18 protein-coding genes and 2 other RNA genes are annotated in these 19836 nt (G+C 64.9%); 9 read left to right on the top strand and 11 right to left on the bottom strand.

Annotated elements, in window-relative coordinates; all coding sequences use genetic code 11:
- Positions 1–243: 243 nt before the first annotated feature.
- Positions 244–636: a YidH family protein gene (locus ACYUCQ_RS01370; protein ID WP_460252700.1), complete on the bottom strand. Its 393-nt coding sequence runs from the start codon at positions 634–636 to the stop codon at positions 244–246.
- A 153-nt stretch (positions 637–789) separates the two neighbouring features.
- Complete coding sequence (locus ACYUCQ_RS01375; RefSeq protein WP_460252701.1) at positions 790–1689, bottom strand: branched-chain amino acid aminotransferase; 900 nt, start codon at positions 1687–1689, stop codon at positions 790–792.
- Positions 1690–1827: 138 nt separating this feature from the next.
- Here ACYUCQ_RS01375 and ACYUCQ_RS01380 point away from each other — a divergent pair, with 138 nt between their 5' ends.
- The 3 genes from ACYUCQ_RS01380 to ACYUCQ_RS01390 are packed head-to-tail and all read left to right on the top strand — an operon-like array spanning position 1828 to position 4423.
- Positions 1828–2373 (top strand): MarR family winged helix-turn-helix transcriptional regulator, encoded by a 546-nt coding sequence (locus ACYUCQ_RS01380; protein WP_460252702.1) that lies wholly within the window; start codon positions 1828–1830, stop codon positions 2371–2373.
- Entirely contained in the window at positions 2373–3083 is a 711-nt protein-coding gene (locus tag ACYUCQ_RS01385) for a response regulator (RefSeq protein ID WP_460252703.1), read from the top strand. Before ACYUCQ_RS01380 ends, ACYUCQ_RS01385 begins: the two co-directional genes overlap by 1 nt.
- A gap of 2 nt (positions 3084–3085) precedes the next feature.
- Entirely contained in the window at positions 3086–4423 is a 1338-nt protein-coding gene (locus ACYUCQ_RS01390; RefSeq protein ID WP_460252704.1) for an ATP-binding protein, read from the top strand.
- Positions 4424–4434: 11 nt separating this feature from the next.
- On the opposite strand, the gene ACYUCQ_RS01395 is transcribed toward ACYUCQ_RS01390, so the two are convergent.
- Together ACYUCQ_RS01395 and ACYUCQ_RS01400 are read right to left on the bottom strand one after the other, a co-directional pair.
- A complete protein-coding gene (locus ACYUCQ_RS01395; RefSeq protein ID WP_460252705.1) occupies positions 4435–4941 on the bottom strand; it encodes a GNAT family N-acetyltransferase in 507 nt (168 codons plus the stop codon).
- Between the two features lie 24 nt (positions 4942–4965).
- Positions 4966–5589 carry a TlpA disulfide reductase family protein gene (locus tag ACYUCQ_RS01400; protein ID WP_460252706.1) on the bottom strand — a complete coding sequence of 208 codons (624 nt, stop codon included), beginning with the start codon at positions 5587–5589 and terminating at the stop codon, positions 4966–4968.
- Between ACYUCQ_RS01400 and argH the strand changes: the two genes are divergently transcribed.
- From argH to ACYUCQ_RS01420, 4 genes are read left to right on the top strand one after another with little or no spacing between them, the layout of a single operon-like run.
- The gene (gene argH, locus ACYUCQ_RS01405) at positions 5588–7021 is read left to right on the top strand and encodes an argininosuccinate lyase (RefSeq protein WP_460252707.1); all 1434 of its coding nucleotides are present in this window, start codon (positions 5588–5590) and stop codon (positions 7019–7021) included. The two genes, ACYUCQ_RS01400 and argH, sit on opposite strands and share 2 nt — an antisense overlap.
- A complete protein-coding gene (locus ACYUCQ_RS01410; protein WP_460252708.1) occupies positions 7018–7164 on the top strand; it encodes a hypothetical protein in 147 nt (48 codons plus the stop codon). Before argH ends, ACYUCQ_RS01410 begins: the two co-directional genes overlap by 4 nt.
- Before the next feature lie 21 nt (positions 7165–7185).
- Positions 7186–8580 carry a diaminopimelate decarboxylase gene (gene lysA / locus ACYUCQ_RS01415; RefSeq protein ID WP_460252709.1) on the top strand — a complete coding sequence of 465 codons (1395 nt, stop codon included), beginning with the start codon at positions 7186–7188 and terminating at the stop codon, positions 8578–8580.
- Positions 8580–11027: a DUF4175 family protein gene (locus ACYUCQ_RS01420; protein ID WP_460252710.1), complete on the top strand. Its 2448-nt coding sequence runs from the start codon at positions 8580–8582 to the stop codon at positions 11025–11027. The genes lysA and ACYUCQ_RS01420 overlap by 1 nt, the downstream gene beginning before the upstream one ends.
- 16 nt (positions 11028–11043) lie before the next feature.
- Here ACYUCQ_RS01420 and ACYUCQ_RS01425 read toward each other — a convergent pair whose 3' ends face one another.
- The 5 genes from ACYUCQ_RS01425 to rnpB all read right to left on the bottom strand — a co-directional run bounded on the left by ACYUCQ_RS01425 (position 11044) and on the right by rnpB (position 14571).
- Positions 11044–11367: a YbaB/EbfC family nucleoid-associated protein gene (locus ACYUCQ_RS01425; RefSeq protein WP_460252711.1), complete on the bottom strand. Its 324-nt coding sequence runs from the start codon at positions 11365–11367 to the stop codon at positions 11044–11046.
- The gene (locus ACYUCQ_RS01430; RefSeq protein WP_460252712.1) at positions 11364–13190 is read right to left on the bottom strand and encodes a DNA polymerase III subunit gamma/tau; all 1827 of its coding nucleotides are present in this window, start codon (positions 13188–13190) and stop codon (positions 11364–11366) included. The genes ACYUCQ_RS01425 and ACYUCQ_RS01430 overlap by 4 nt, the downstream gene beginning before the upstream one ends.
- A 36-nt stretch (positions 13191–13226) precedes the next feature.
- Positions 13227–13324, bottom strand: an RNA gene (gene ffs, locus ACYUCQ_RS01435) — signal recognition particle sRNA small type.
- A gap of 149 nt (positions 13325–13473) precedes the next feature.
- Positions 13474–14130, bottom strand: coding sequence for an SOUL family heme-binding protein (locus ACYUCQ_RS01440; RefSeq protein ID WP_460252713.1), 657 nt, complete (start codon positions 14128–14130; stop codon positions 13474–13476).
- 48 nt (positions 14131–14178) lie between these two features.
- An RNA gene (rnpB, locus tag ACYUCQ_RS01445) (RNase P RNA component class A) lies at positions 14179–14571 on the bottom strand.
- A 132-nt stretch (positions 14572–14703) separates the two neighbouring features.
- Here rnpB and ACYUCQ_RS01450 point away from each other — a divergent pair.
- On the top strand, positions 14704–15945 hold the full coding sequence (locus ACYUCQ_RS01450; RefSeq protein ID WP_460252714.1) for an allantoate amidohydrolase: 1242 nt from the start codon (positions 14704–14706) through the stop codon (positions 15943–15945).
- The gene (locus ACYUCQ_RS01455) at positions 15942–17189 is read left to right on the top strand and encodes a M20/M25/M40 family metallo-hydrolase (protein WP_460252715.1); all 1248 of its coding nucleotides are present in this window, start codon (positions 15942–15944) and stop codon (positions 17187–17189) included. The genes ACYUCQ_RS01450 and ACYUCQ_RS01455 overlap by 4 nt, the downstream gene beginning before the upstream one ends.
- On the opposite strand, the gene ACYUCQ_RS01460 is transcribed toward ACYUCQ_RS01455, so the two are convergent.
- Together ACYUCQ_RS01460 and ACYUCQ_RS01465 are read right to left on the bottom strand one after the other, a co-directional pair.
- Complete coding sequence (locus ACYUCQ_RS01460) at positions 17156–18388, bottom strand: acetate/propionate family kinase (RefSeq protein WP_460252716.1); 1233 nt, start codon at positions 18386–18388, stop codon at positions 17156–17158. The two genes, ACYUCQ_RS01455 and ACYUCQ_RS01460, sit on opposite strands and share 34 nt — an antisense overlap.
- Entirely contained in the window at positions 18385–19827 is a 1443-nt protein-coding gene (locus ACYUCQ_RS01465) for a bifunctional enoyl-CoA hydratase/phosphate acetyltransferase (RefSeq protein ID WP_460252717.1), read from the bottom strand. Before ACYUCQ_RS01465 ends, ACYUCQ_RS01460 begins: the two co-directional genes overlap by 4 nt.
- Positions 19828–19836: the final 9 nt, after the last annotated feature.

Consider the following 19836-nt stretch of genomic DNA (forward strand, 5'->3'; position numbering starts at 1 on the left):
GTCATCCCCAGATTACTTTCATTCGTTAGAATTAACGTTAAAGGCCCCCAGCTGGCGTTTTGTTAAGTGAGTATTTATGACGATGTCGGGTTCCGCAAGGCGTTTTTGCATTGCTGATGTGCGAATTTTAGCCAAAAAATAAAAATAAAAGATTGGTTCTTGCTGGGGGATTAATTCGATTTAAAGTTACGGAATGTGGCAATGTTACGCAAGATCGTCGCGCTGCGGAGAGGGCGCGGATGGCTATGGATGGGTGCCGTGCAGCATGGTGAGGCCGAGATAGGCGGCGAGGCCGATTCCGAGGAGCGAAATGAGGGTGGCGAGCGCGAGGTCGAGCCGGGCGGATTGGGGTGGGGTGGGCGCGTCGCTCTCGATGGCGGCGCGGTTGCGGGCGAAGCGGATCATGGCGGCGGCGACCATCAGCGCGCCGGCGATGATCAGGCCGACGCCGACCAGGGCGGAGGCGACCTGACCGGAAAGATTAATCGATTTATGCAGCGATTGGCCGGCGATTTTGAGAAAAATATCGAAGCGTTCGACCAGGAAGCCGAAGGCCATCACGGCGATGGCGGTGCGCACCCAGGCGAGGAAGGTGCGCTCGTTCGCCGCGTGGTCGGTAAAATGCGGAACGGTCATCGCCGGGCGCGCCTCAAGCGGCGCACTCTTTGTTGGTAAGAGGCGCGCTCACGCCGCGCACTCTTTGTTGATGAGAGGCGCGCTCATGCCGCGCGCTCTTGGTTGGTAAGAGGCGCGCTCATGCCGCGCACTCTTGGTTGATAAGAGGCGCGCTCACGCCGCGCGCCGGGCAACTTCCTCGGGCGACATGTGGATCAGGGCGGTGTAATCCGCGATCAGGGTTTCGGTGATCGCACCGGGGGTGAAGCTGTGGGTGCCGATGGCGCGCACCGGGGTGACCTCGGCGGCGGTGCCGGCGAGGAACACTTCATTGGCGCGGCTGAGATCCTCAAGCGGGATCCGCCGTTCGATCACCGGGATTTGACGGGCGCGCGCGAGCGCCATGACGGTGCGGCGGGTGATCCCATCGAGGAAGCTTTCCGGGGTCGGGGTGTGCAGCGCGCCATCGATGGTCATGAAGATATTGGCGCCGGTGGCTTCGGCGATATGGCCTTCGAGGGTGAGCATCAGCGCGTCATCAAAGCCTTCGGCTTCGGCGGCGTGTTTGGAGAGCGTGCCGATCATATAGAGGCCTGCCGCTTTCGAGGCGGTGGGGGCGGTGCGCGGGTCTGGCCGGCGCCATTGGGCCATGCCGAGGCGCACACCTTTCATCCGATCCGCACCGAATAAATTGGGCCAGGGCCAGGCGGCGATGGCGAGATGGATTTTGGTTTTTTGGGCGGAGACGGCGAGCTGTTCGGAGCCGCGCCAGGCGAGGGGGCGGATATAGGCGTCCGTCAGATTATTGGCTTTGAGCACGGCGTTGCAGCCGACATCGATTTCATCGGCGGTGTAGGGGATGTCAAAGCCGAGGATTTTGCCGGAATTGATCAGGCGGTTGGTGTGTTCGCGCAGGCGGAAAATATTGCCCGAATAAGCGCGTTCGCCTTCAAAGACCGCCGAGGCATAATGCAGGCCGTGGGAGAGGACATGCAGCTTGGCGTCCCGCCAGGGGATTAGCGCGCCATCCCACCAAATGGTGCCATCGCGGTCATCGAAGGGGATCAAGCTCATCGGAAGTTCCTCATTGTTGGGCATTCGTTACGGGTGGGCGGGGTTGCGATTGATTTCGAGGTGTTAAAGGTCGTAGAAACTGTCCTATCACATTAGGCGAATGGTTGGTGATCGGACCAATAGAGGAGAGAGGATGCCATGCAAGACAAGTCTGCTCAAGCCGGTTTGCCCGCCGGGCTGTTGTTTTTGCGCGAGGAAGAGTTGCGTTTGGCGCAGGACATGCTGTTTTTTGCCCAGCGTGATCTAGTCGCGGCGCCGGATGCGATTTTGGCGGGGTTGGATATGGGGCGGGCGCATCATCGCACGTTGCATTTCATTGGGCGTAATCCGGGGATGCCGGTGGGCGAATTATTGGAGATTTTGGGGATTGCCAAGCAGAGTTTGGCGCGGGTGTTGGGGCCGTTGATCGCGCAGGGTTATGTGAGCCAGGAGCCGGGGCGGGTCGATCGGCGCCAGCGTTTACTGAATTTGACCGCGGCGGGGGTGGCGCTGGAGCGGCAATTATTCGAGGCGCAGCGCGAGCGGTTTGTGGCGGCGTTTCGTGAGGCGGGCGGGCCGGCGGTCGAGGGGTTTCGGCGGGTGTTGCTCGGATTGATGAAGCCGCCGGCGCGGGATTATTTGGAGCGCCGGGAATTGGCGCGCCGGGATGGTAAGCGTCGAGAAGGCATGCAGGGTCAGCGCTGATGGCGATCCAGCCGATCATGCCCGAGCAGGGGCATGTGTTGCTGGTGGATGATGATGAGCGGCTGCGCAAATTGATGGCGCGGTATTTGACCGAGCACGGGTTTATGGTGACGGTGGCCGCGAGTGCGGCGCAGGCGCGGGATTTGCTGCGCAGCATCGACCCGGATGTGCTGGTGTTGGATGTGATGATGGAGAATGAGACCGGGCTTGAGTTGACCGAGCGGTTGCGCGCGGATCGGGCGCCGTCATTGCCGATATTATTGCTGACGGCGCGCGGGGCGCCGGAGGATCGGATCGCGGGGTTTGAGGCGGGGGCGGATGATTATTTGGCCAAGCCGTTTGATCCGCGCGAATTATTGCTCCGTTTGCGGGCGTTGTTGCGCAGGCGGGTGGCGCCGAGTGTGTTGGTGGGGCCGGTGCAGCTGGGGGCGGCGCAGTTTGATGCGGCGCGGGGCGAGTTGGTGACGCCGCGCGGGCGGGTGCGGTTGACCGGCGCGGAGGCGGGGTTGCTCGCGGCGTTGGCGGCGCGCCCGCATCAGATTTTGTCGCGCGAGGCACTGGCGGAATTATTGGGCATGGATGAGACCGGGGAACGGGCGATCGATGTGCAGGTGACGCGGTTGCGGCGCAAGATTGAAATTGATCCGCGTGAGCCGCGCTTTTTGCAGACGGTGCGGGGGCGGGGCTATATTTTGAAACCGGGGGCCTGAGGGTGCGGCTGCGCACCGAGCGGGTTGATCCGGAGCGGTTTTTACGGCGGGTGCTGCCGCGGAGTTTGTTTGGGCGGACGTTGTTGATTGTGCTGGTGCCGCTGATTTTGTCCGAAGCGGTGGCGTTGCAGATTTTTTATGGCAGTCATTTGGATGTGCTGTCGCGCCGGTTGGCGTTCAGCGTGGCGGGGGAAATTGCGTTTGTGGTGGATGCGGCGGATCGCAATCCGGCGCGCAGGCAGATTATTTTCAATCGGGCGGCAGAGCGCTTTGAGTTTGCGTTTCATGAGCATCCGGGGCGGCCCTTTGTGGCGCAATTGCCGCCGCATGCGTTCGGGCCGGTGGATCAGGATTTGATCGCGGCGTTGCGCAGCGGGTTGGGGCGTCCGTTTGCGCTGGTGTGGCACGGGCCGCCGGGGATGATCCGGGTGGATATTGCCGAGCCGGGGGGTGAGTTGACGGTGGATGTGCCACGCAAGCGGCTTTATGTGGGGCAGCTTTATATTTTCTTCGCCTGGTTGGCGGGGACGACGATTTTGCTGTTGGGGTTGGCGACGCTGTTTTTGCGCAATCAGGTGCGCGGGATCAAGCGGCTGGCGGGGGCGGCGGAGGCGTTCGGGATGGGGCGCGATACCGGGCCGATCCGCCCGGAGGGGGCGGCGGAGATCCGGCGGGCGGGGGCGGCGTTCAACCGGATGCGCGATCGGGTGCGGCGGTTTTTGGCGCAGCGCACCGCGATGTTGGCGGGGGTTTCGCATGATTTGCGCACGCCGCTGACGCGCATGCGCCTCGCGTTAGCGATGCTGCCGGAGGAATTGCCGGATCGGGCGGAGATGGAGCGCGATATTGAGGAGATGGAGCGGCTGATCCGGCTCTATTTGGAATTTGCGCGCGGCGAGGGCGAGGAGCAGCCGGTGGCGACTGATTTGTCGCTGCTGATCGGTGAGGTGGTGGTGCAGGCGCGCCGGCATGAGGCGCAGGGCGGGGCGCGGGTGGTGAGCGATGTTGACCCGCTGCCGGCCGTGCTGTTGCGACCCGAGGGGATGCGGCGGGTGCTGAGCAATTTGCTCGATAATGCGATGCGCCATGCGCGCTTGGTGCGGATTGCGGCGATGCGCGATGGCGAGCGGGCGGTGCGGATTGTGGTGGATGATGATGGGCCGGGGATTCCGGCGGATCGGCGGGCGCGGATGATGCGCCCGTTCGAGAGCGGCTCGGCGGCGGGGACCGGGTTGGGGCTGGCGATTGCGCTGGATATTATCACCGCGCATGGCGGCGAGCTGGTGTTGGAGGATAGTCCGCTGGGCGGGTTGCGCGCGCGGATTGGGTTGCCGGTGTAAGACTGGGTTTTTTAGCGGCTGGGGGGTGGGCGGAGCCGGGCCATGGTGAGGCTATCCGCTAAGGTGCCGTCACGCATGGCGTAGTGGCGCAGATGGCCTTCTTGGACGAAGCCGAGGCGCTGATAAAGGGCGATGGCGCGGCTGTTATCGGCGAAGACGTTCAGTTCAAGGCGGGTGAGGCCGAGCCAGTGATCTGCGAGGTCGAGCAGAGCGGTGAGCAGCGCGGTGCCGATGCCTTGGCCGTGATAGGGATCGCCCACCATGATGCCGATCACCCCGGCATGGGCGCGGCGACCGGTATGGCGATCGAGTGAGGCGGAGCCGGTGATGATGCCGTTTTGCTCGGCGACCAGCAGATGGGTGTTGGGGCCGAGTTTGGCGATATAGGCCTCGGTATCCGCGAGGCGGCTGAACGGGAGCGCGAGGGTGCCGTGGCGCACCTTGGGCAGATTGCGGATCGCGGCGAGGGCAGGCGCGTCGCTGGGTTGGGCGGCGCGGATGGTGAGGGTTGCGGACATTTGGCTGCGTGCGGCGCGGCGCGGTTAGGTCGCGGTGAGTTTGGGTTTGGATTTGGTTTTGGCGGGGCCCATGATGTGTTTGAGGGCGGCGATGGTGGTGGGGGTGTTCCAATCGCCTGCACCTTCGAGGGTGGCGGCGACTAGGCCATCGCGATTGACAACGGCGGTGAAGGGGATGCCGCTGGCATCGAACGCGTTGAGGGCGCTGGAGTTTGGATCGATCAGCATCGGGATGTCGGTGATGTGGTGGCGCTCGAAAAATGGGCGCACCACTTGGGCGCCGGCGGAATCCACCGAGATCAGCAGCACGCGGATGCCGGTGCCGTGCAGCGATTTGTTGAGGGCGAGCAAGGTGGGCAGCTCGGCGCGGCAGGGCGGGCACCAGGTGGCCCAGAAATTCACGATCAGGCCGGTGCCTTGGTAATGGGCCAGGGTGAGGCGGCGGCCTTCCTGGTCCATGAAGTGGAATTTGGGCGCGGGGACCGGCATGGTCTCGTTCCAGCCCGAGGCGGCATCCGGCAATTGGATGGCGGCGTGCGCGGATTTGCTGAACCCGGCCAGCGCCGCTAGATCAGGAGCGGCGGCACCGACGGCCAGGGTGGCCACGGCACGGCGCGCGAAAGATCGTCTGGAAAGCGTGAGTTTCATGAGTAGCGAATCCTCGAAAACGGCAAATGACGAATATGATGTTGGCCCGTCGGCGGCAAAACTGCAATGGGGCGGGCGGTTTGCGGCGGGTCCCGATGCTGTGATGCAGGCGATTAATGCCTCGATTGGGGTGGATCAGCGGCTGTGGCGCGAGGATATTGCCGCGAGCCGGGCGCATGCGGCGATGCTGGCGGCGCAAGGGATTGTCACGGCGGATGATGGGGCGGCGATTGACGCGGGGTTGAGCGCCATTGCGGCGGCGATTGCGGCGGGGGAATTTCGCTTTGATCCGGCGCTTGAGGATATTCACACCAATATCGAGGCGGCGTTGGTGGCGCGGATTGGCGAGGCAGGCCGGCGGTTGCACACGGCGCGCAGCCGCAACGATCAGGTGGCGACGGATTTTCGGCTTTGGGTGCGCGCCGCGATTGATACGCTGGATGCCGGGCTGGTCGATTTGATGCGCGCTTTGGCTGAGCGCGCTTTGGAGCATGCCGCGACGATCATGCCGGGATTTACCCATTTGCAATCGGCGCAGCCGGTGACGTTTGGCCATCATTTGCTGGCCTATGTCGAGATGTTGGCGCGGGATCGGGGCCGGTTGGCCGATGCGCGCAAGCGGCTCAACCAATCGCCGCTGGGGGCGGCGGCGTTGGCGGGAACCGGGTTTCCGATTGACCGGCAGATGACGGCTTCGGCGCTGGGCTTTGATGCGCCCTGCGGCAATTCGCTGGATGCGGTGTCGGACCGGGATTTTGCCATCGAGTTTTTGGCTTCGTTGTCGATCCTCGCAATGCATTTATCGCGCTTTGCCGAGGAGATTGTGATTTGGACCAGCGCGCCGTTTCGCTTCATTCGCTTGTCCGATGCCTATTCCACCGGCTCATCGATCATGCCGCAAAAGCGCAATCCGGATGCGGCGGAATTGGCGCGGGCGAAGACCGGGCGGATTTTTGGCGCGTTGATCGGGCTGCTGACGATCATGAAAGGGCTGCCTTTGGCCTATGCCAAGGATATGCAGGATGACAAGGAAGCGACGTTTGCCGGTTTTGACGCGGCGGAATTGGTGATTGCGGCGATGGCGGGGATGGTGCGTGACATGCAGCCGGATGGTGCGCGGCTGCGCGCGGCGGCGGGGGCGGATTATGCCACCGCGACCGATTTGGCGGATTATTTGGTGCGCGAATTGGGCATGCCGTTTCGCACCGCGCATCATGTGACCGGGCGGATTGTGGCGGCGGCGGAGCAAGCGGGGGTTGAACTGACCGGCTTGCCGCTCGCGACGATGCAGGCGATCGAGCCGCGCCTGACCGAGGCGGTGTTTGCGGTATTGAGCGTGGAGGCCTCCGTCGCGTCGCGGCGGAGTTATGGTGGCACCGCGCCGGCTTTGGTGCAGGCGGCGGCGGCGCATTGGTTGGAGGCATTGAATTGAAGCCAGTGATTCGGGTTTCGTGGCTGTTGGCGGCGTTGCTCGCTTGTGCGGCGCTGAGCGGCTGCGGGCGGGCGGGCGCGCCGACGGCGCCGGGGCCGGCCAGTGCGGTGACCTATCCGCATCAATATCCGTCGCGGCAATAAGGTCGGACGCGGATGGATTTGATGCGCGATCAAGCATGGCATCGGCTGGTGGCGGCGCGGCCTTGGCTGCGCATCGATCCCGCCGAGGGGCTGTGTTTCGATGGGGTGGCGTTGGCGCGGGTGGCGCAGGCGCATGGCACGCCGAGTTGGGTGTATAGCGCCGCGATGCTGCGCGGGCGGCTCGCCACGCTGCAAGGCGCGTTGAGCGAGGCCGGGGTGCCAGCGTCGGTTTGCTATGCGGTGAAGGCCAATGATCATTTGGCGGTGCTGACGCTGCTGCGTGAGGGCGGTGCGGGTGCCGATGTGACCAGTGCCGGCGAGATGGGCCGGGCGCTGGCCGCCGGGATCGCGCCGGCGCGGATGGTGTATTCCGGGGTCGGCAAGCGCGATGATGAGATTGAGCAGGCGCTGGCCGTGGGGATTGGCCAGATTAATGTGGAGAGCGCTGAGGAATTGCCGGTGATTGCGGCGGCGGCGCAGCGGCTGGGCGTGATGGCGCCGGTGGCGTTGCGGGTGAACCCGGATATTGCCGCAGGCGGTCATGACAAGATCAGCACGGGCCGGGCGGCGGATAAGTTCGGGATTGATTTTGATGCGGCGGCGTCGTTGTTTCGGCATGCGGCGACGCTGCCGGGGATCACGCCGGTGGGGTTTTCCACCCATATTGGCAGTCAGATTTTTGCGCCCGCGCCGTTCGAGGCGGCGTATCGGCGAGTGTTGGCGCTGGTGGATGGGTTGGGCGCGGAAGGCTATGCGATCCGGCGGCTCGATGTCGGCGGGGGATTTGGAACCCCTTTTGATGACGGGCCGGGTTTTGCGCTGTCGGCCTATGCGGCGATGCTGGCGCGGTTGATGGCCGGGCGGAATTTGGAAATATTGGTCGAGCCGGGGCGCTGGCTGGTGGGACCGGCGGGGATTTTGCTCGCGTCGGTGACGCGGGTGAAGCGCACGGCGCAGCAGCGTTTTGTGGTGCTGGATGCCGGGATGAATGATTTGCTGCGGCCCGCTTTGTATGAGGCGCATCATGGGGTGGTGCCGGTCTCGCCCGGCTTGGCGGTGCAGCACGGCGCACCAGCGGCGCTGGTGGGGCCGGTTTGTGAGAGTAGCGACCGGTTTGGTTGGTATGATTTGCCGGAGGTTGCGGCGGGATCCATCGTCGCGATTTTGGATGCCGGGGCCTATGGGGCGGTGATGAGCAGCGCGTATAATGGGCGGCCATTGGCGGCGCAGATTTTGCTGGAGGGTGGGCGTGATTTTGTGATCCGGGCGCGCCAGAGCGTGCCTGATTTGTGGCGCGACGAAATTGTGCCGGAGTTTTTGGGCGCTGGTGGGTTTGAAACTGGTGGGTTTGAAACTGGTGGGTTTGAAACTGGCGGGCTTGAAACTGGCGGGCTTGAAACGGGAGGGCTTGGCTGATGCGCGCGCGGCTCCAGAGGGTGCGCCGACGCGCGCTGCTGGTGCTGTGGAGCGAAAGGCTGGCCACGGTGGCGATCGGGCCGCTGGCGGTGCTGCTGGGATACGCGCTGCTGGTGCTGGCCGGGCTATCGGGTGTTTGGCTGCAACTGGGCGGGCTGGTGGCGTTGGTGGCGGCGCTGATCGGGGGGGTGCGGGCGGTGCCACGGCCCGGTGCTTCGGAGGTGGATCGCCGGATTGAGCGGGATTCCGGGCTGGCACCGTGGAATTTGGCGATGATCGAGGATCGGCTGGTGGCGGCACCGGGCAGCGCGCTGTCGGCGGCGACGGTGCAGCTTTTCGCTGCCCATCGGGCGCGGTTGGCGCGTGAGGTGGCGACAGCGCGGGTCGGGGCGCCGGTGCTGGATGTGTTTGCGCGCGACCGGTTTGGGCTGCGCGCTTTGTTGCTGCTGGGGCTGGTGGTGGCGGCGGCGCTGGCGGGACCGCAGGCGGGGCCGCGCCTGGCGCGGGGATTTTCACCGCCCAGCCTGTTTGGGCCACGGCCAAAAATCCAGCTTTGGCTGACGCCGCCGGTTTGGACCGGGCGGGCGCCGATGGTGCTGCGACCACAATCGCACCCGCATGGATCGGGCCAAGCTGTATCGCGCGAGCAGGTGTTGGCCGGGAGTTCGTTGTCATTGATTGTGACCGGGGTGGGGCGCGGCGAGGCTGGGCCGGCGGTGCGGTTTGGCGGGGTGAAGCAGAATTTGGCCGCGTTAGGCGGCGGTAGTTTTCGCGCCCAGATGCCGATTGAGCGGAGTGGTGTGCTGCGGGTCGGCTCGTTCTGGCGGCATTTGCTGCGGCTGCGGGTGATGGTGCTGGCGCCGAGCGCACCCAAGGTCGCGTTTGCTGGGATGCCGATGCAGGATCGCGATGGCGGCGAAAAAATTGGTTGGCGGATCGATAGTCCGTATGGCGTTAAATCGCTCCTGCTGCGGTTGCGGCCTCCGCGGCGCGACCCTCAGCCGGTGCGGTTGCCGGTGCAGAGCGTGGCGCTGGGCGCACGGGCGGCGGGGGTGGGGCGCGAACGGGTGCGCTTGGCGGCGAGCCGCTATGCTGGGCTGATGGTGCGCGCCATGCTGGTCGCGACCAATCAGCGAGACATGGTGGGGGTTTCGCTCCTGGTGACGTTTCGGCTACCCGCCCCGGTTTTGCGCAATGCGACGGCGGCGCAAATATTTTTGCTCCGCCAGCATTTGGCGCTGCATCCGAGCGCGCAGGCGGCGGTGGCGGCGGGTTTGGCGCGCTTGGCTTCCTCGCCGCCGGAGCGGGTAACGGCGGCGACCGATTTGGCGATGGCGGCGGCGGCGACGCGGTTCGCTCATGGCAATGTGGCGCACCCGTTTGCGCTGTTATGGCGCTTGGTGCAGCAGGCGGAGCAGGGGGTTGGCTATCGCACGGCGCAGCGCCTAGCGGCGTCGCGCGCGGCGCTGGAGCGGGCGTTGCGGCGCGATATTGCCCACGGTGCGGTGGATCAGGCGGCGTTGCAGCGTTTGGTGCAGGCGGTGGAACGGGCCTCGGCGGCGCATTTGGCCGCGGTGGCGGGTGCGCCCTCCGCGCAGAGTGCAGCGGCGCAGGCGCGGGTTAATCAGGCGGTGGAGCAGCAGGTGCAGCGGATTGCGCAGGAGGCGCAGGCGGGCGAGAAGGCGCGCGCGGCGGCGGATTTGCGGCAATTGGACCGGATGTTGCGCGGGTTGCAGCGCGCGCGACCGATGAGTGCGGCGCAGGCGGCGCAAGCCGAGGCGCGGGCGCAGGAAGCGCGAGCGCAGGCCCGGCAATTGGCGCAGATGACGCGGGCGCAATCGGCGTTGCTCGATCAGAGCGTGGCGGCGGCGCATCCGGCATTTTCGGGTGCGCAAAAATCAGGGACGCAAAAACCAGGGACGGGAAAATCAGGGACGCCGATGGCAGCCCAGCAAGCGGGGGGGGCAGGTTCGCAAAATCTGGCGGGGGCGCAGGCGGGTTTGCAGGCGCAGGCGCAGGCTTTGGCGCAGCGTGTGGCGGGCGCGCAGATGGCGGGGGCGCGCCAATTGGCGGCGGCGGCGGCGGCGATGGCGCAGGCGCAGGCCAAGTTGCAGGCGGGTGATCCGGCGGGGGCGGCACCCGCCCAGCGTGCGGCGATTGCGGCATTGCAGCAGGCTGGGAAAGCGATGGCGCGCGCACAGGCCCAAGCCGAGGCGCAGCAGGCGGGGTCAACACCCGGCAGTGGTGCGCCGGGAGCGGGTGCGCAGGCCGGTGATGGCCCGCCGGGACCCGAGGGGGCGGTGGGCGGCGGGGTGTTTGATCTGAAGCGAGCGGGGCGTGATGATGTGGCGCGCCGGATTGAGCGCAGCTTGATCAAGCGCGACGCCGCGCCGGGATTACCGGCTGCGGCGCATGATTATTATCGGCGGTTGTTGGGAAAGCCCTGATCAGAACGGGACTTGATCAGAACGGGAACTTCATGCCTTCAGGCAGCGAAATGCCGCCGGTGGCTTTTTGCATTTCGGCGGCGGAGACGGCATCGAGCTTGGTGCGGGCATCGCTATGGGCGGCGATCAGCAGGTCTTGCAGGGTTTCGGCTTCTTCGGGGGCGAGGAGTTTCGGGTCAATCATGACGCGCTTGAGCGCACCTTTGCCGGAGAGGGTGAGACGCACGAGGCCGGCGCCGGATTGGCCCTCGATTTCCAGGGTTTCCAGCATTGCCTGCATATCCTGCATTTTTTGCTGCATTTGCTGGGCTTGCTTCATCAGGCCGGCGAGATTTTTCATGAATACTCCTGATCGAGAGAGGGGTCGTGCGGCATTCCATCGTCATCGGTGCTAACGCTGGGTTGCGGTTCGGGGCGGTGCAGGGCTTCGATGCGCGCGCCGGGGAAGGCGGCGAGCACGGCTTGCACCAGCGGGTGTTGGCTGGCTTGCTGATGGGCGTTGGCGGCTTCCTGCTCTTCGGCGGCGGCGAGGCTGGGGGTCGATTTTTCGGTGGATACCGCGATGGTCCAGCGCCGCCCGGTTTCCTGCTCCAGCATGGCGGCGAGGCGCGAGGCGAGGTCACGCGGGGCGGCGGGGGCGATGTTGAGCTCGATCACCGGCGGGGCGAAGCGCACCAGCCCGACATCGTGACGCAGATGCGCATGGAGGCGGATATCGCGCCGGTCATGGGCGAGGGCGACGATTTGCTCGAAGCTGGTGGGCATCGGGCGGGGGGATTGGGTTGCGCTCGGTGCGGGGGTTGGCGCGGGGTGGGCGGCGGCGCTGCTGATGGGCGCGCCGTTGGCCACCGCGCGGAGCGACGGGCCGCCGCCGCTGGGGGGTATGGGGTTGGGGGCTGGTGTGGGCGTTGGTGCGCCATCGCGCAATTGGCGGAGCAAATCACCGGGGGTGGGGGCGTCGGCGACGAAGCAGAGGCGGATCAGCACCATGTCAGCGCAGGTGCGGCGATCCGTCGCTTGATCGATGTCGGCCAGGCCTTTTTGCAGCATTTGCCAGAGGCGACCGAGCCAGGGGATTGAGAGTTGGTCGGCCAAGGCGCGGCCCCGGGTGCGTTCCAGCTCGGGCAGGGCGCTGCTGGTGGCGAGGCTGGGGATGGATTTAAGGCGCGAGAGCGTATGGGTCAGGCCGAGCAAATCCTGCATGATCTGGCCGGGTTCGGCGCCGTTATCATGGGCGTGATCGAGCACGCCGAGCGCTTGGGCGGTGTTGCCGGCGGCGATGGCATCCATCAGGTCAAACACGATCGAGCGGTCCGCGAGGCCGAGCATGGTGGCGACGGCGTCGCTGGTGATGGTGGTGGCGTCCGGGCCGAGGGCGATGGCTTGGTCGAGCAGGGACAGGCCATCGCGCACCGAGCCATCGGCGGCGCGGGCGATGGCTTCGAGCGCGCCGGGTTCGATGGTGATGGCCTCGGCGGCGGCGACTTTGGCGAAATGGGCGGCGAGGGTTTCGATGGGGACGCGCTTGAGGTCGAAGCGCTGGCAGCGCGAGAGGATGGTGATCGGGACTTTGCGGATTTCGGTGGTGGCGAAGATGAATTTGACGTGCGGGGGCGGTTCTTCGAGGGTTTTCAGCAGCGCGTTGAAGGCGTTGCGCGAGAGCATATGCACTTCATCGATGATGAAGACTTTGGTGCGCGCCATCATCGGTTTGAACTGGGTGGCATCGATGATCGCGCGCACATCATCGACGCCGGTATTCGAGGCGGCGTCCATCTCGATCACATCGGGGTGGCGGTCTTCGAGGATCGAGCGGCAATTGGCGCAGACGCCGCAGGGATCGGCGGTGGCGCTGCCGGTGCCATCCGGGCCGATGCAATTCAGGGCGCGGGCGATGATGCGTGCGGTGGTGGTTTTGCCGACGCCGCGCACGCCGGTGAACATGAAGCCATGGGCGATGCGGTTCATCGCGAAGGCGTTGCGCAGGGTGCGGACCAGGCCGTCTTGGCCGATCAGATCATCGAAATGGGTTGGGCGGTATTTGCGGGCGAGGACGCGGTAAGCGGGGGCGGATTCGGGAACGGGATCGGAGGCGGCGTCATCGCCGAACAGGGACGGGCCTGTTTGCGGCGGCGGCGGATCATCGTCGAATAAACCGGCCATGGGCTCCGAACGCTGTTAGGTTGAAGAAAGTGAGGGGTGGGAGACCGGATCAGCGACCCGTGCGGAAACTCGTTGCGGCTGCTGCCTTCCGGCCCTGACCGGGTTGGCGAGACGCCCGTCCGCGACCGATCTCCCGCCCGTGGTATCCGATGTTTGGGCGCGATTGGCAAGGCTTGGGGTGAGATCAATATTGGTTGAGGTCGAATCGGCAGATTCGAGCTCAATCAATGAAATTGATCGGCAAACAAAAGCGGGAGTGTGATTGATGATAAGCAATCGCACTCTACGGAGAGGATTGGCTGACCTCGACGGCGACTTCGTTGCGGCGGAATGGCGGCAAGGTCCAAGGTGGGTCGTAGAACCAGGCATCGGGCGTGCCGATCGGGTGCCAGGGGGTGTTGGCCAGGGATTTCAGCAGGAGCGCTTGCTTGGCGGCGATGGCGCGCGGGCTGCGGCTGCCGGAAAAGCGCAGCACGGCGTAATCGGCGGCGGGGACGGTGACGAGGTGGACGTGCGGGTTGTTGGGGACGGGCAGGGTTTCGAGCGTGTATTGCGCGGGCATGTAAAAGCGGATGGTCCAGCCTTTCGCGCTGTGCGATTGCGCGACCGGGGCGGTCATGGCGATTTTGGTTGATTCGGCGGGGGATTGCGCAACTGATGATTGCGAAACGGGGGCGGTCATCGCGATGGTGTGGTCGCCGTGATTGGCGCCAAAAATATAGCCGGCGAGGCGGCGGAAGCCTTGGTAGCGGGCGGTTTCGGCACTGGCATCGATCGTGGTTTCAGCGGCGATGCGCGGCGCGTACTGGCGGATTTCGACGGGGCCGACCTGGGTGATGACGCTGAATTTTGGCTCGGGCGTGCCCGAGCGAATGCCGAAGACCGAACAGCCGGAAAGAAATAAGGTGCTGAGCATGGGGAGGATGAGGATTCGTTTCATGATGAGATTATGAATTGGGGATGCATGGGGCGCGGGGCAAGGGCGCGGAATACCAGACGGCCTGTAAGCCGGGTTTTGTCCGTGCGTTGCCGCACGGGGCAGCCATTCCTCTGGGATGCGCATTGCTGCGCACCTCACGCGACCAACCCGGGCGGCGGGCCGAAACATCCCTGCGGCCATGATTGCTCATGCCGCCGGCCACCCCTATTCGGTCTTGCTCCCGGTGGGGTTTACCCTGCCGCGACCGTTACCGGCCACGCGGTGCGCTTTTACCGCACCGTTTCACCCTTGCCTGCGGGCTTACGCGCGCGGGCGGTTTGTTTTCTGTGGCACTGTCCCTGGGGTCACCCCCGCCGGCCGTTAGCCGGCACCGTTGTTCCGTGGAGCCCGGACTTTCCTCCATCGTGATTGGATCACGACAGCGGCTGCCCGGCCGTCTGGTGCGCGGTTCATGGCGCAGGCGGGCGGCTGCGTCAAATGGCTGTGTGACACGGCACGGCGCGGCATGGCCCTTGGCGCTGAGGCGATTGCGGCGTTTACTGGCGCGGTGCAGCGATGAGGGAGGGTGGCGCGATGCGCGAGGGGCTAGGACGGGGCGCACGGGTGATGGCGCGGCTGGAGGCTTTAGCACAGCATTCGGCGACGGCGGATGGGCTGACCCGGCTCTATTTGACGCCAGCGCATCGGGAAGCGGCGTTGCGGGTGGCGGGGTGGATGCGCGAGGCGGGGCTGGCGGTGCGGTTTGATGCGGTGGGTAATGTGATCGGTCGGCGGGATGGCGTGCCGGCGGATCGGCCGGTTTTGGTGCTGGGCTCGCATATCGATACGGTGCGCCATGCTGGGAAATATGATGGGGCGTTGGGGGTGGTGGTGGCGATTGAGGCGGTTGCCGCCATGGAGCGGGATTTGCCCTATGCGATTGAGATTGTCGCTTTTGGCGATGAGGAGGGGGTGCGGTTTCCCGTCACGCTGACCGGATCGCGTGCGCTGGCGGGCACGTTGGCGACGGCGGCGCTGGAGGTGCGGGATGCGGCGGGGATTTCGATCCGCGAGGCGCTGGTCGCGTTTGAGGCGCCGCCGCTTGGTGATGTTGCGGCACTCGCTTATCCGCCAGACCGCGTGCTGGGCTATTGCGAGGTGCATATTGAGCAAGGGCCGGTGCTGGAGGCGGCGGGGTTGGCGGTGGGGGTGGTCAGTGCGATTGCCGGGGCGTCACGCCATCGGGTGACGGTGGTGGGGCGGGCGGGCCATGCGGGGACGGTGCCGATGGCGCTGCGTCATGACCCGGTCTGTGCGGCGGCGGAGATGATCCTGGCGGCGGAGGCGGTGGCCCGTGCGACCGCGGGGTTGGTGATCACGACCGGGATGATCGGGGTGGCGCCGGGGGCGATGAATGTGATTGCGGGGCAGGTGGATTTCACCCTCGATATTCGCCATGGTGAGGATGCGACGCGCGAGCGCGCGACGGCGGCGCTGCGCACGGCGATGGCGGAGATTGTGGCGCGGCGTGGCGTCCAATTGCGGATCGATGATGTTTATCAAACGCAAGCGGCCCCTTGCGCGCCGGCGATGGTGGCGGCGTTGTCAGCGAGTGTGGCGCGCTGTGGCATGACGCCGATGATTTTGCCGAGCGGGGCGGGGCATGATGGGCAGGCGATGGTTGATTTATGCCCGATTGGGATGCTGTTTGTGCGCTGTCGAGGCGGGATCAGCCATCATCCGGATGAGTCGGTGACGCTTGCGGATGTTGATCGGGCGGTGGCGGTGTTGGTTGATTTTTTAGAGCATTTTCCAAGCGATGGGGTGTTGCGGTGAAGCAAGCGGAGCGAGCGGCGATGGCGGCGTTTTTGCAGGGTGAGCAAGCGCGCCAGACCGCGTTTTTGGCGGCTTTGGTGCGCGCCCCTTCGGATAATCCGCCGGGCGATTGTGCGGCGCATGCCGAGATGACGGCGCGGCTGTTGGAGGGGCTTGGTTTTACCGTTGAGCGCCATCCGGTGCCGCAGGATTTGGTGACGGCGAATGGCATGGTGAGTGCAACCAATTTGGTGGTGCGCCAGCGTTTTGGGCCAGGGCCGGTGATTGCGCTGAATGCGCATGGCGATGTGGTGCCGCCGGGTGCGGGGTGGCAGCATGATCCGTATGGGGCGGCGGTGATTGATGGCTGGATGTTCGGGCGGGGGGTTGCGGTCTCGAAATCGGATTTTGCGACCTATAGCTGGGCGCTGCTGGCGTTGATGGCGTTGGGAAAGAAGTTGGCGGGAAGCGTGGAGTTGCATTTCACCTATGATGAGGAAGCGGGTGGGGCGATTGGGCCGGGCTGGCTGTTGCGCGAGGGGATTTCCAAGCCGGATTTGGCGATTGGCGCGGGTTTTTCGTATGCGGTGGTGACTGCGCATAATGGCTGCTTGCATTTGGAGGTGCAGGTGACTGGGCGTTCGGCGCATGCGGCGATGCCGTTCACCGGCATTGATGCGTTGCAGGCGAGCACGGCGATTTTGACCGCGCTCTATGCGCAGCGCCCGTTATTGGCGAAAAAAGTTTCGGCGATTGAGGGGATTGGCAGCCCGCAACTCACGGTGGGGCTGATCCATGGCGGGATTAACACCAATGTGGTGCCGGATCGGGTGCTGTTTCGGCTGGATCGGCGGATGATCCCTGAGGAAGACCCGGCTGTGGTTGAGGCGGAATTGCGTGCGCTGATTGAGCAGGCGGTGCTGGCGGTGCCCGGATCAGTGCCGGGGGCGGTGGTGCAAGTGCGGCGGATTTTGCTGGCTGAGCCGTTAGTGCCGGATGCCCGCAGTCAGGTTTTGACCGATTTGTTATGTCAGCATGCCTCGGTGGTGATGGGCGAAATCGTGCGCGCGACCGGGGTGCCGCTTTACACCGATGCGCGGCATTATGCGGCGTTTGGCGTGCCGATTGTGCTCTACGGTGCGGGGCCGCACACGATTGAGCAGGCGAACGCGCATCGTGCCGATGAGCGGCTTGCGCTGAGCGATTTATATCGGGCGACTGAAGTGCTGGCTTACACGCTCGCTGATTTGTTAGCGTTGGATTGAGCATCGGATTGAGCGTTGGTTGGCGCTTGGTTAGCAAGCAGCGTCAGGCTGTGTTCGGCGATCATGGCTTCTTCATCGGTGGGGATGACATAGACGGCGACTGGGGTGGTGGGGCGGCTGATGAGCAGGGCGTTTTGATTGTTGGCGTTATCATCGAGCGTGATGCCGAAATGGGCGAGGTTGGCGCAAATGCCCGCGCGCACTGGCGCTGCGTGTTCGCCGATGCCGGCGGTGAAGATCAGCGCATCAAGCCCGCCGAGAGCGGTGGTGAGCGCCGCGATTTCGCGTGCGGCGATGTGGCAGAACAGGGCGATGGCGAGCTTGGCTTGCGGGCGGGTGCTGGCGAGCAGGACGCGCATATCGGAGGATTCGGCGGAGACGCCGAGTAATCCTGAACTGTTATAGAGCAGATGGCTGATGGCGGCGGCGCTGCGATGCTCCTGTTCGAGCATATAGAGCACCACGCCCGGATCGAGGCTGCCGGTGCGCGTGCCCATCATCAGCCCATCGAGCGCGGTGAAGCCCATGCTGGTTTCCACCGATTGGCCGGCGCGCAGGGCGCAGGCGCTGGCCCCATTGCCGAGATGGGCGGCGATCACCCGGCCACCAGCACGGTGCGGATCGAGATTTGCGAAGCGGCGGGCGATATATTCGTAGGATAATCCGTGAAAGCCGTAGCGGCGCACGCCGGCCTGGTGATAGGCGTCCGGCAAAGGCAGGCGGGTCGCGATGTCGGGCATCGTGTGGTGAAAGCCGGTATCAAAACAGCCGATTTGCGGCAGATCCGGGCGCAGGGTGGCGATGGCGCGAATCGGGGCGAGGTTGTGGGGTTGGTGCAGGGGCGCAAGGGGGGTAAGTTTTGCTAACGCGTCAATAATTTGGGCGGTGAGGCGCACTGGCGCTGCGAACTGGGTGCCGCCATGCACGATGCGATGACCAACACCGATCAGACGATCACCTTGCAGGTGATTTTCTGCCCAATCAAGCAGGGGTTTGAGCAAATCTTCATGGCTGAGGCTGGCACCATCGTGCCAGGTGCGATCGATCAGGGTTTGGCTCGCTTGGTTATGCGCGAAGAAATGCGGGGCTTCGCCGATGCGCTCAATTTCGCCCACAGCGAGGCGCTGACGGGTGGTTTCGATCAGGGCGAATTTCAGGCTGGAGGAGCCGGCGTTCAGGACCAGAACGGCATCGGTCATGGGGTGGTGGTCCGCGCGCTGTTGCGTTGCTCGTGGGCGGCCAGCAGGATTGCGACGGCGCAGGAGGCAAGGCGGGTGCGCGCATCATCGGCCCGGCTGGTCAGCACGATGGGCACGCGCGCACCGACCACAATCCCGGCCGCATCCGCGCCGGCGAGGAAGGTGAGTTGCTTGGCGACCATGTTGCCGGCCTCGATATCGGGGACCAGCAGAATATCGGCTTGGCCGGCCACCGGCGAGACGATGTTTTTTTCGCGGGCGGCTTGCGGGCTGACGGCGTTATCGAAGGCGAGCGGGCCATCGATGATGCCGCCGGTGATTTGGCCCCGTTCGGCCATTTTGCTCAGGGCCGCGGCATCGAGCGTCGCTGGCATCGCGGGGTTGATGGTTTCGACGGCGGCGAGAACGGCGAGTTTGGGTGTGTCGATGCCGAGCGCGTGGGCGAGATGGATCGCGTTTTGCGCGATGTCACGCTTGGTGGCGAGATCAGGAGCAATATTGATCGCGGCATCGGTCACCAAGAGCGGGCGCGGGTAGCTGGGCACGTCCATGACATAGACATGCGAGACGCGCCGATCGGTGCGCAGCCCGGTGCTGGCATCGACCACCTCATGCATCAATTCATCGGTATGCAAAGCCCCTTTCATCAGGAGTTTGGCGTCGCCGTTGCGCACCAGGGCGACAGCGCGCGCAGCCGATGCGTGGCTGTGCGGGGTGGTTTCGATCCGCAGGCCGGTGAGATCAAGCTGTGCGGCGGCGGCGGCGGCGCGGATTTTGGCCTCTGGACCGACCAGGATCGGGATGATTAGCCCGGCGGCGGCGGCCTCCAGCGCGCCGGTGAGCGAGAGTGCATCGCAGGGATGCACGACGGCGGTGGGGATGGGGCCGTTGGACCGGGCTTGTTGTAACAGCGTGTTAAAACGCTCATGGCGGCTTAATCGGATGTCGGGCAGGGCCATGGCGGGGCGGCGGATTTTTTCGGTCGGGGCTTGCACCAGGGCTGTGCCTTTGAGCACCACGATTTGGTTTTGGTTGACCGCCAGACATTCAAGGCTGAGCCGGTGTTTTTCGGGGATGCGCTCGCTCACCGTGACGGTGGCGGTGATGGTGTCACCGGGGGCGACCGGGGCGCGGAATTGCAGTGATTGATCGAGATAGATGGTTCCGGGGCCTGGGAGTTTGGTGCCGAGCAGGGCGGAGATTAGCCCCGCCGTCCACATGCCATGCACGATGATATGGTGGAACATGTCGGTGCGGGCATAATCCGGATCGAGATGGGCGGGATTGATGTCACCGGAGAGATAGGCGAATAACGAAATGTCATCATTGTTCAGGGTGCGGCTCAGCGTGGCCGAATCACCGATGGCGATTTCATCGAAGGTTCGGTTTTCCAAGCTGGCGGCGTGGAGCATTGCGGGGGGTGGTGCCTGGGTATCCATCAGCTCATC

The sequence above is a fragment of the Acidiphilium sp. MT5 genome (assembly GCF_054767495.1).

Bases quoted from the DNA above. Each gene is read 5' to 3' on its own strand.
- ACYUCQ_RS01370 (WP_460252700.1), bottom strand. From the start codon at position 636: ATGACCGTTCCGCATTTTACCGACCACGCGGCGAACGAGCGCACCTTC.
- ACYUCQ_RS01375 (WP_460252701.1), bottom strand. From the start codon at position 1,689: ATGAGCTTGATCCCCTTCGATGACCGCGATGGCACCATTTGGTGGGAT.
- ACYUCQ_RS01380 (WP_460252702.1), top strand. From the start codon at position 1,828: ATGCAAGACAAGTCTGCTCAAGCCGGTTTGCCCGCCGGGCTGTTGTTT.
- ACYUCQ_RS01385 (WP_460252703.1), top strand. From the start codon at position 2,373: ATGGCGATCCAGCCGATCATGCCCGAGCAGGGGCATGTGTTGCTGGTG.
- ACYUCQ_RS01395 (WP_460252705.1), bottom strand. From the start codon at position 4,941: ATGTCCGCAACCCTCACCATCCGCGCCGCCCAACCCAGCGACGCGCCT.
- argH (WP_460252707.1), top strand. From the start codon at position 5,588: ATGAGTAGCGAATCCTCGAAAACGGCAAATGACGAATATGATGTTGGC.
- ACYUCQ_RS01400 (WP_460252706.1), bottom strand. From the start codon at position 5,589: ATGAAACTCACGCTTTCCAGACGATCTTTCGCGCGCCGTGCCGTGGCC.
- lysA (WP_460252709.1), top strand. From the start codon at position 7,186: ATGCGCGATCAAGCATGGCATCGGCTGGTGGCGGCGCGGCCTTGGCTG.
- ACYUCQ_RS01420 (WP_460252710.1), top strand. From the start codon at position 8,580: ATGCGCGCGCGGCTCCAGAGGGTGCGCCGACGCGCGCTGCTGGTGCTG.
- ACYUCQ_RS01425 (WP_460252711.1), bottom strand. From the start codon at position 11,367: ATGAAAAATCTCGCCGGCCTGATGAAGCAAGCCCAGCAAATGCAGCAA.
- ACYUCQ_RS01430 (WP_460252712.1), bottom strand. From the start codon at position 13,190: ATGGCCGGTTTATTCGACGATGATCCGCCGCCGCCGCAAACAGGCCCG.
- ACYUCQ_RS01440 (WP_460252713.1), bottom strand. From the start codon at position 14,130: ATGAAACGAATCCTCATCCTCCCCATGCTCAGCACCTTATTTCTTTCC.
- ACYUCQ_RS01450 (WP_460252714.1), top strand. From the start codon at position 14,704: ATGCGCGAGGGGCTAGGACGGGGCGCACGGGTGATGGCGCGGCTGGAG.
- ACYUCQ_RS01460 (WP_460252716.1), bottom strand. From the start codon at position 18,388: ATGACCGATGCCGTTCTGGTCCTGAACGCCGGCTCCTCCAGCCTGAAA.
- ACYUCQ_RS01465 (WP_460252717.1), bottom strand. From the start codon at position 19,827: ATGGATACCCAGGCACCACCCCCCGCAATGCTCCACGCCGCCAGCTTG.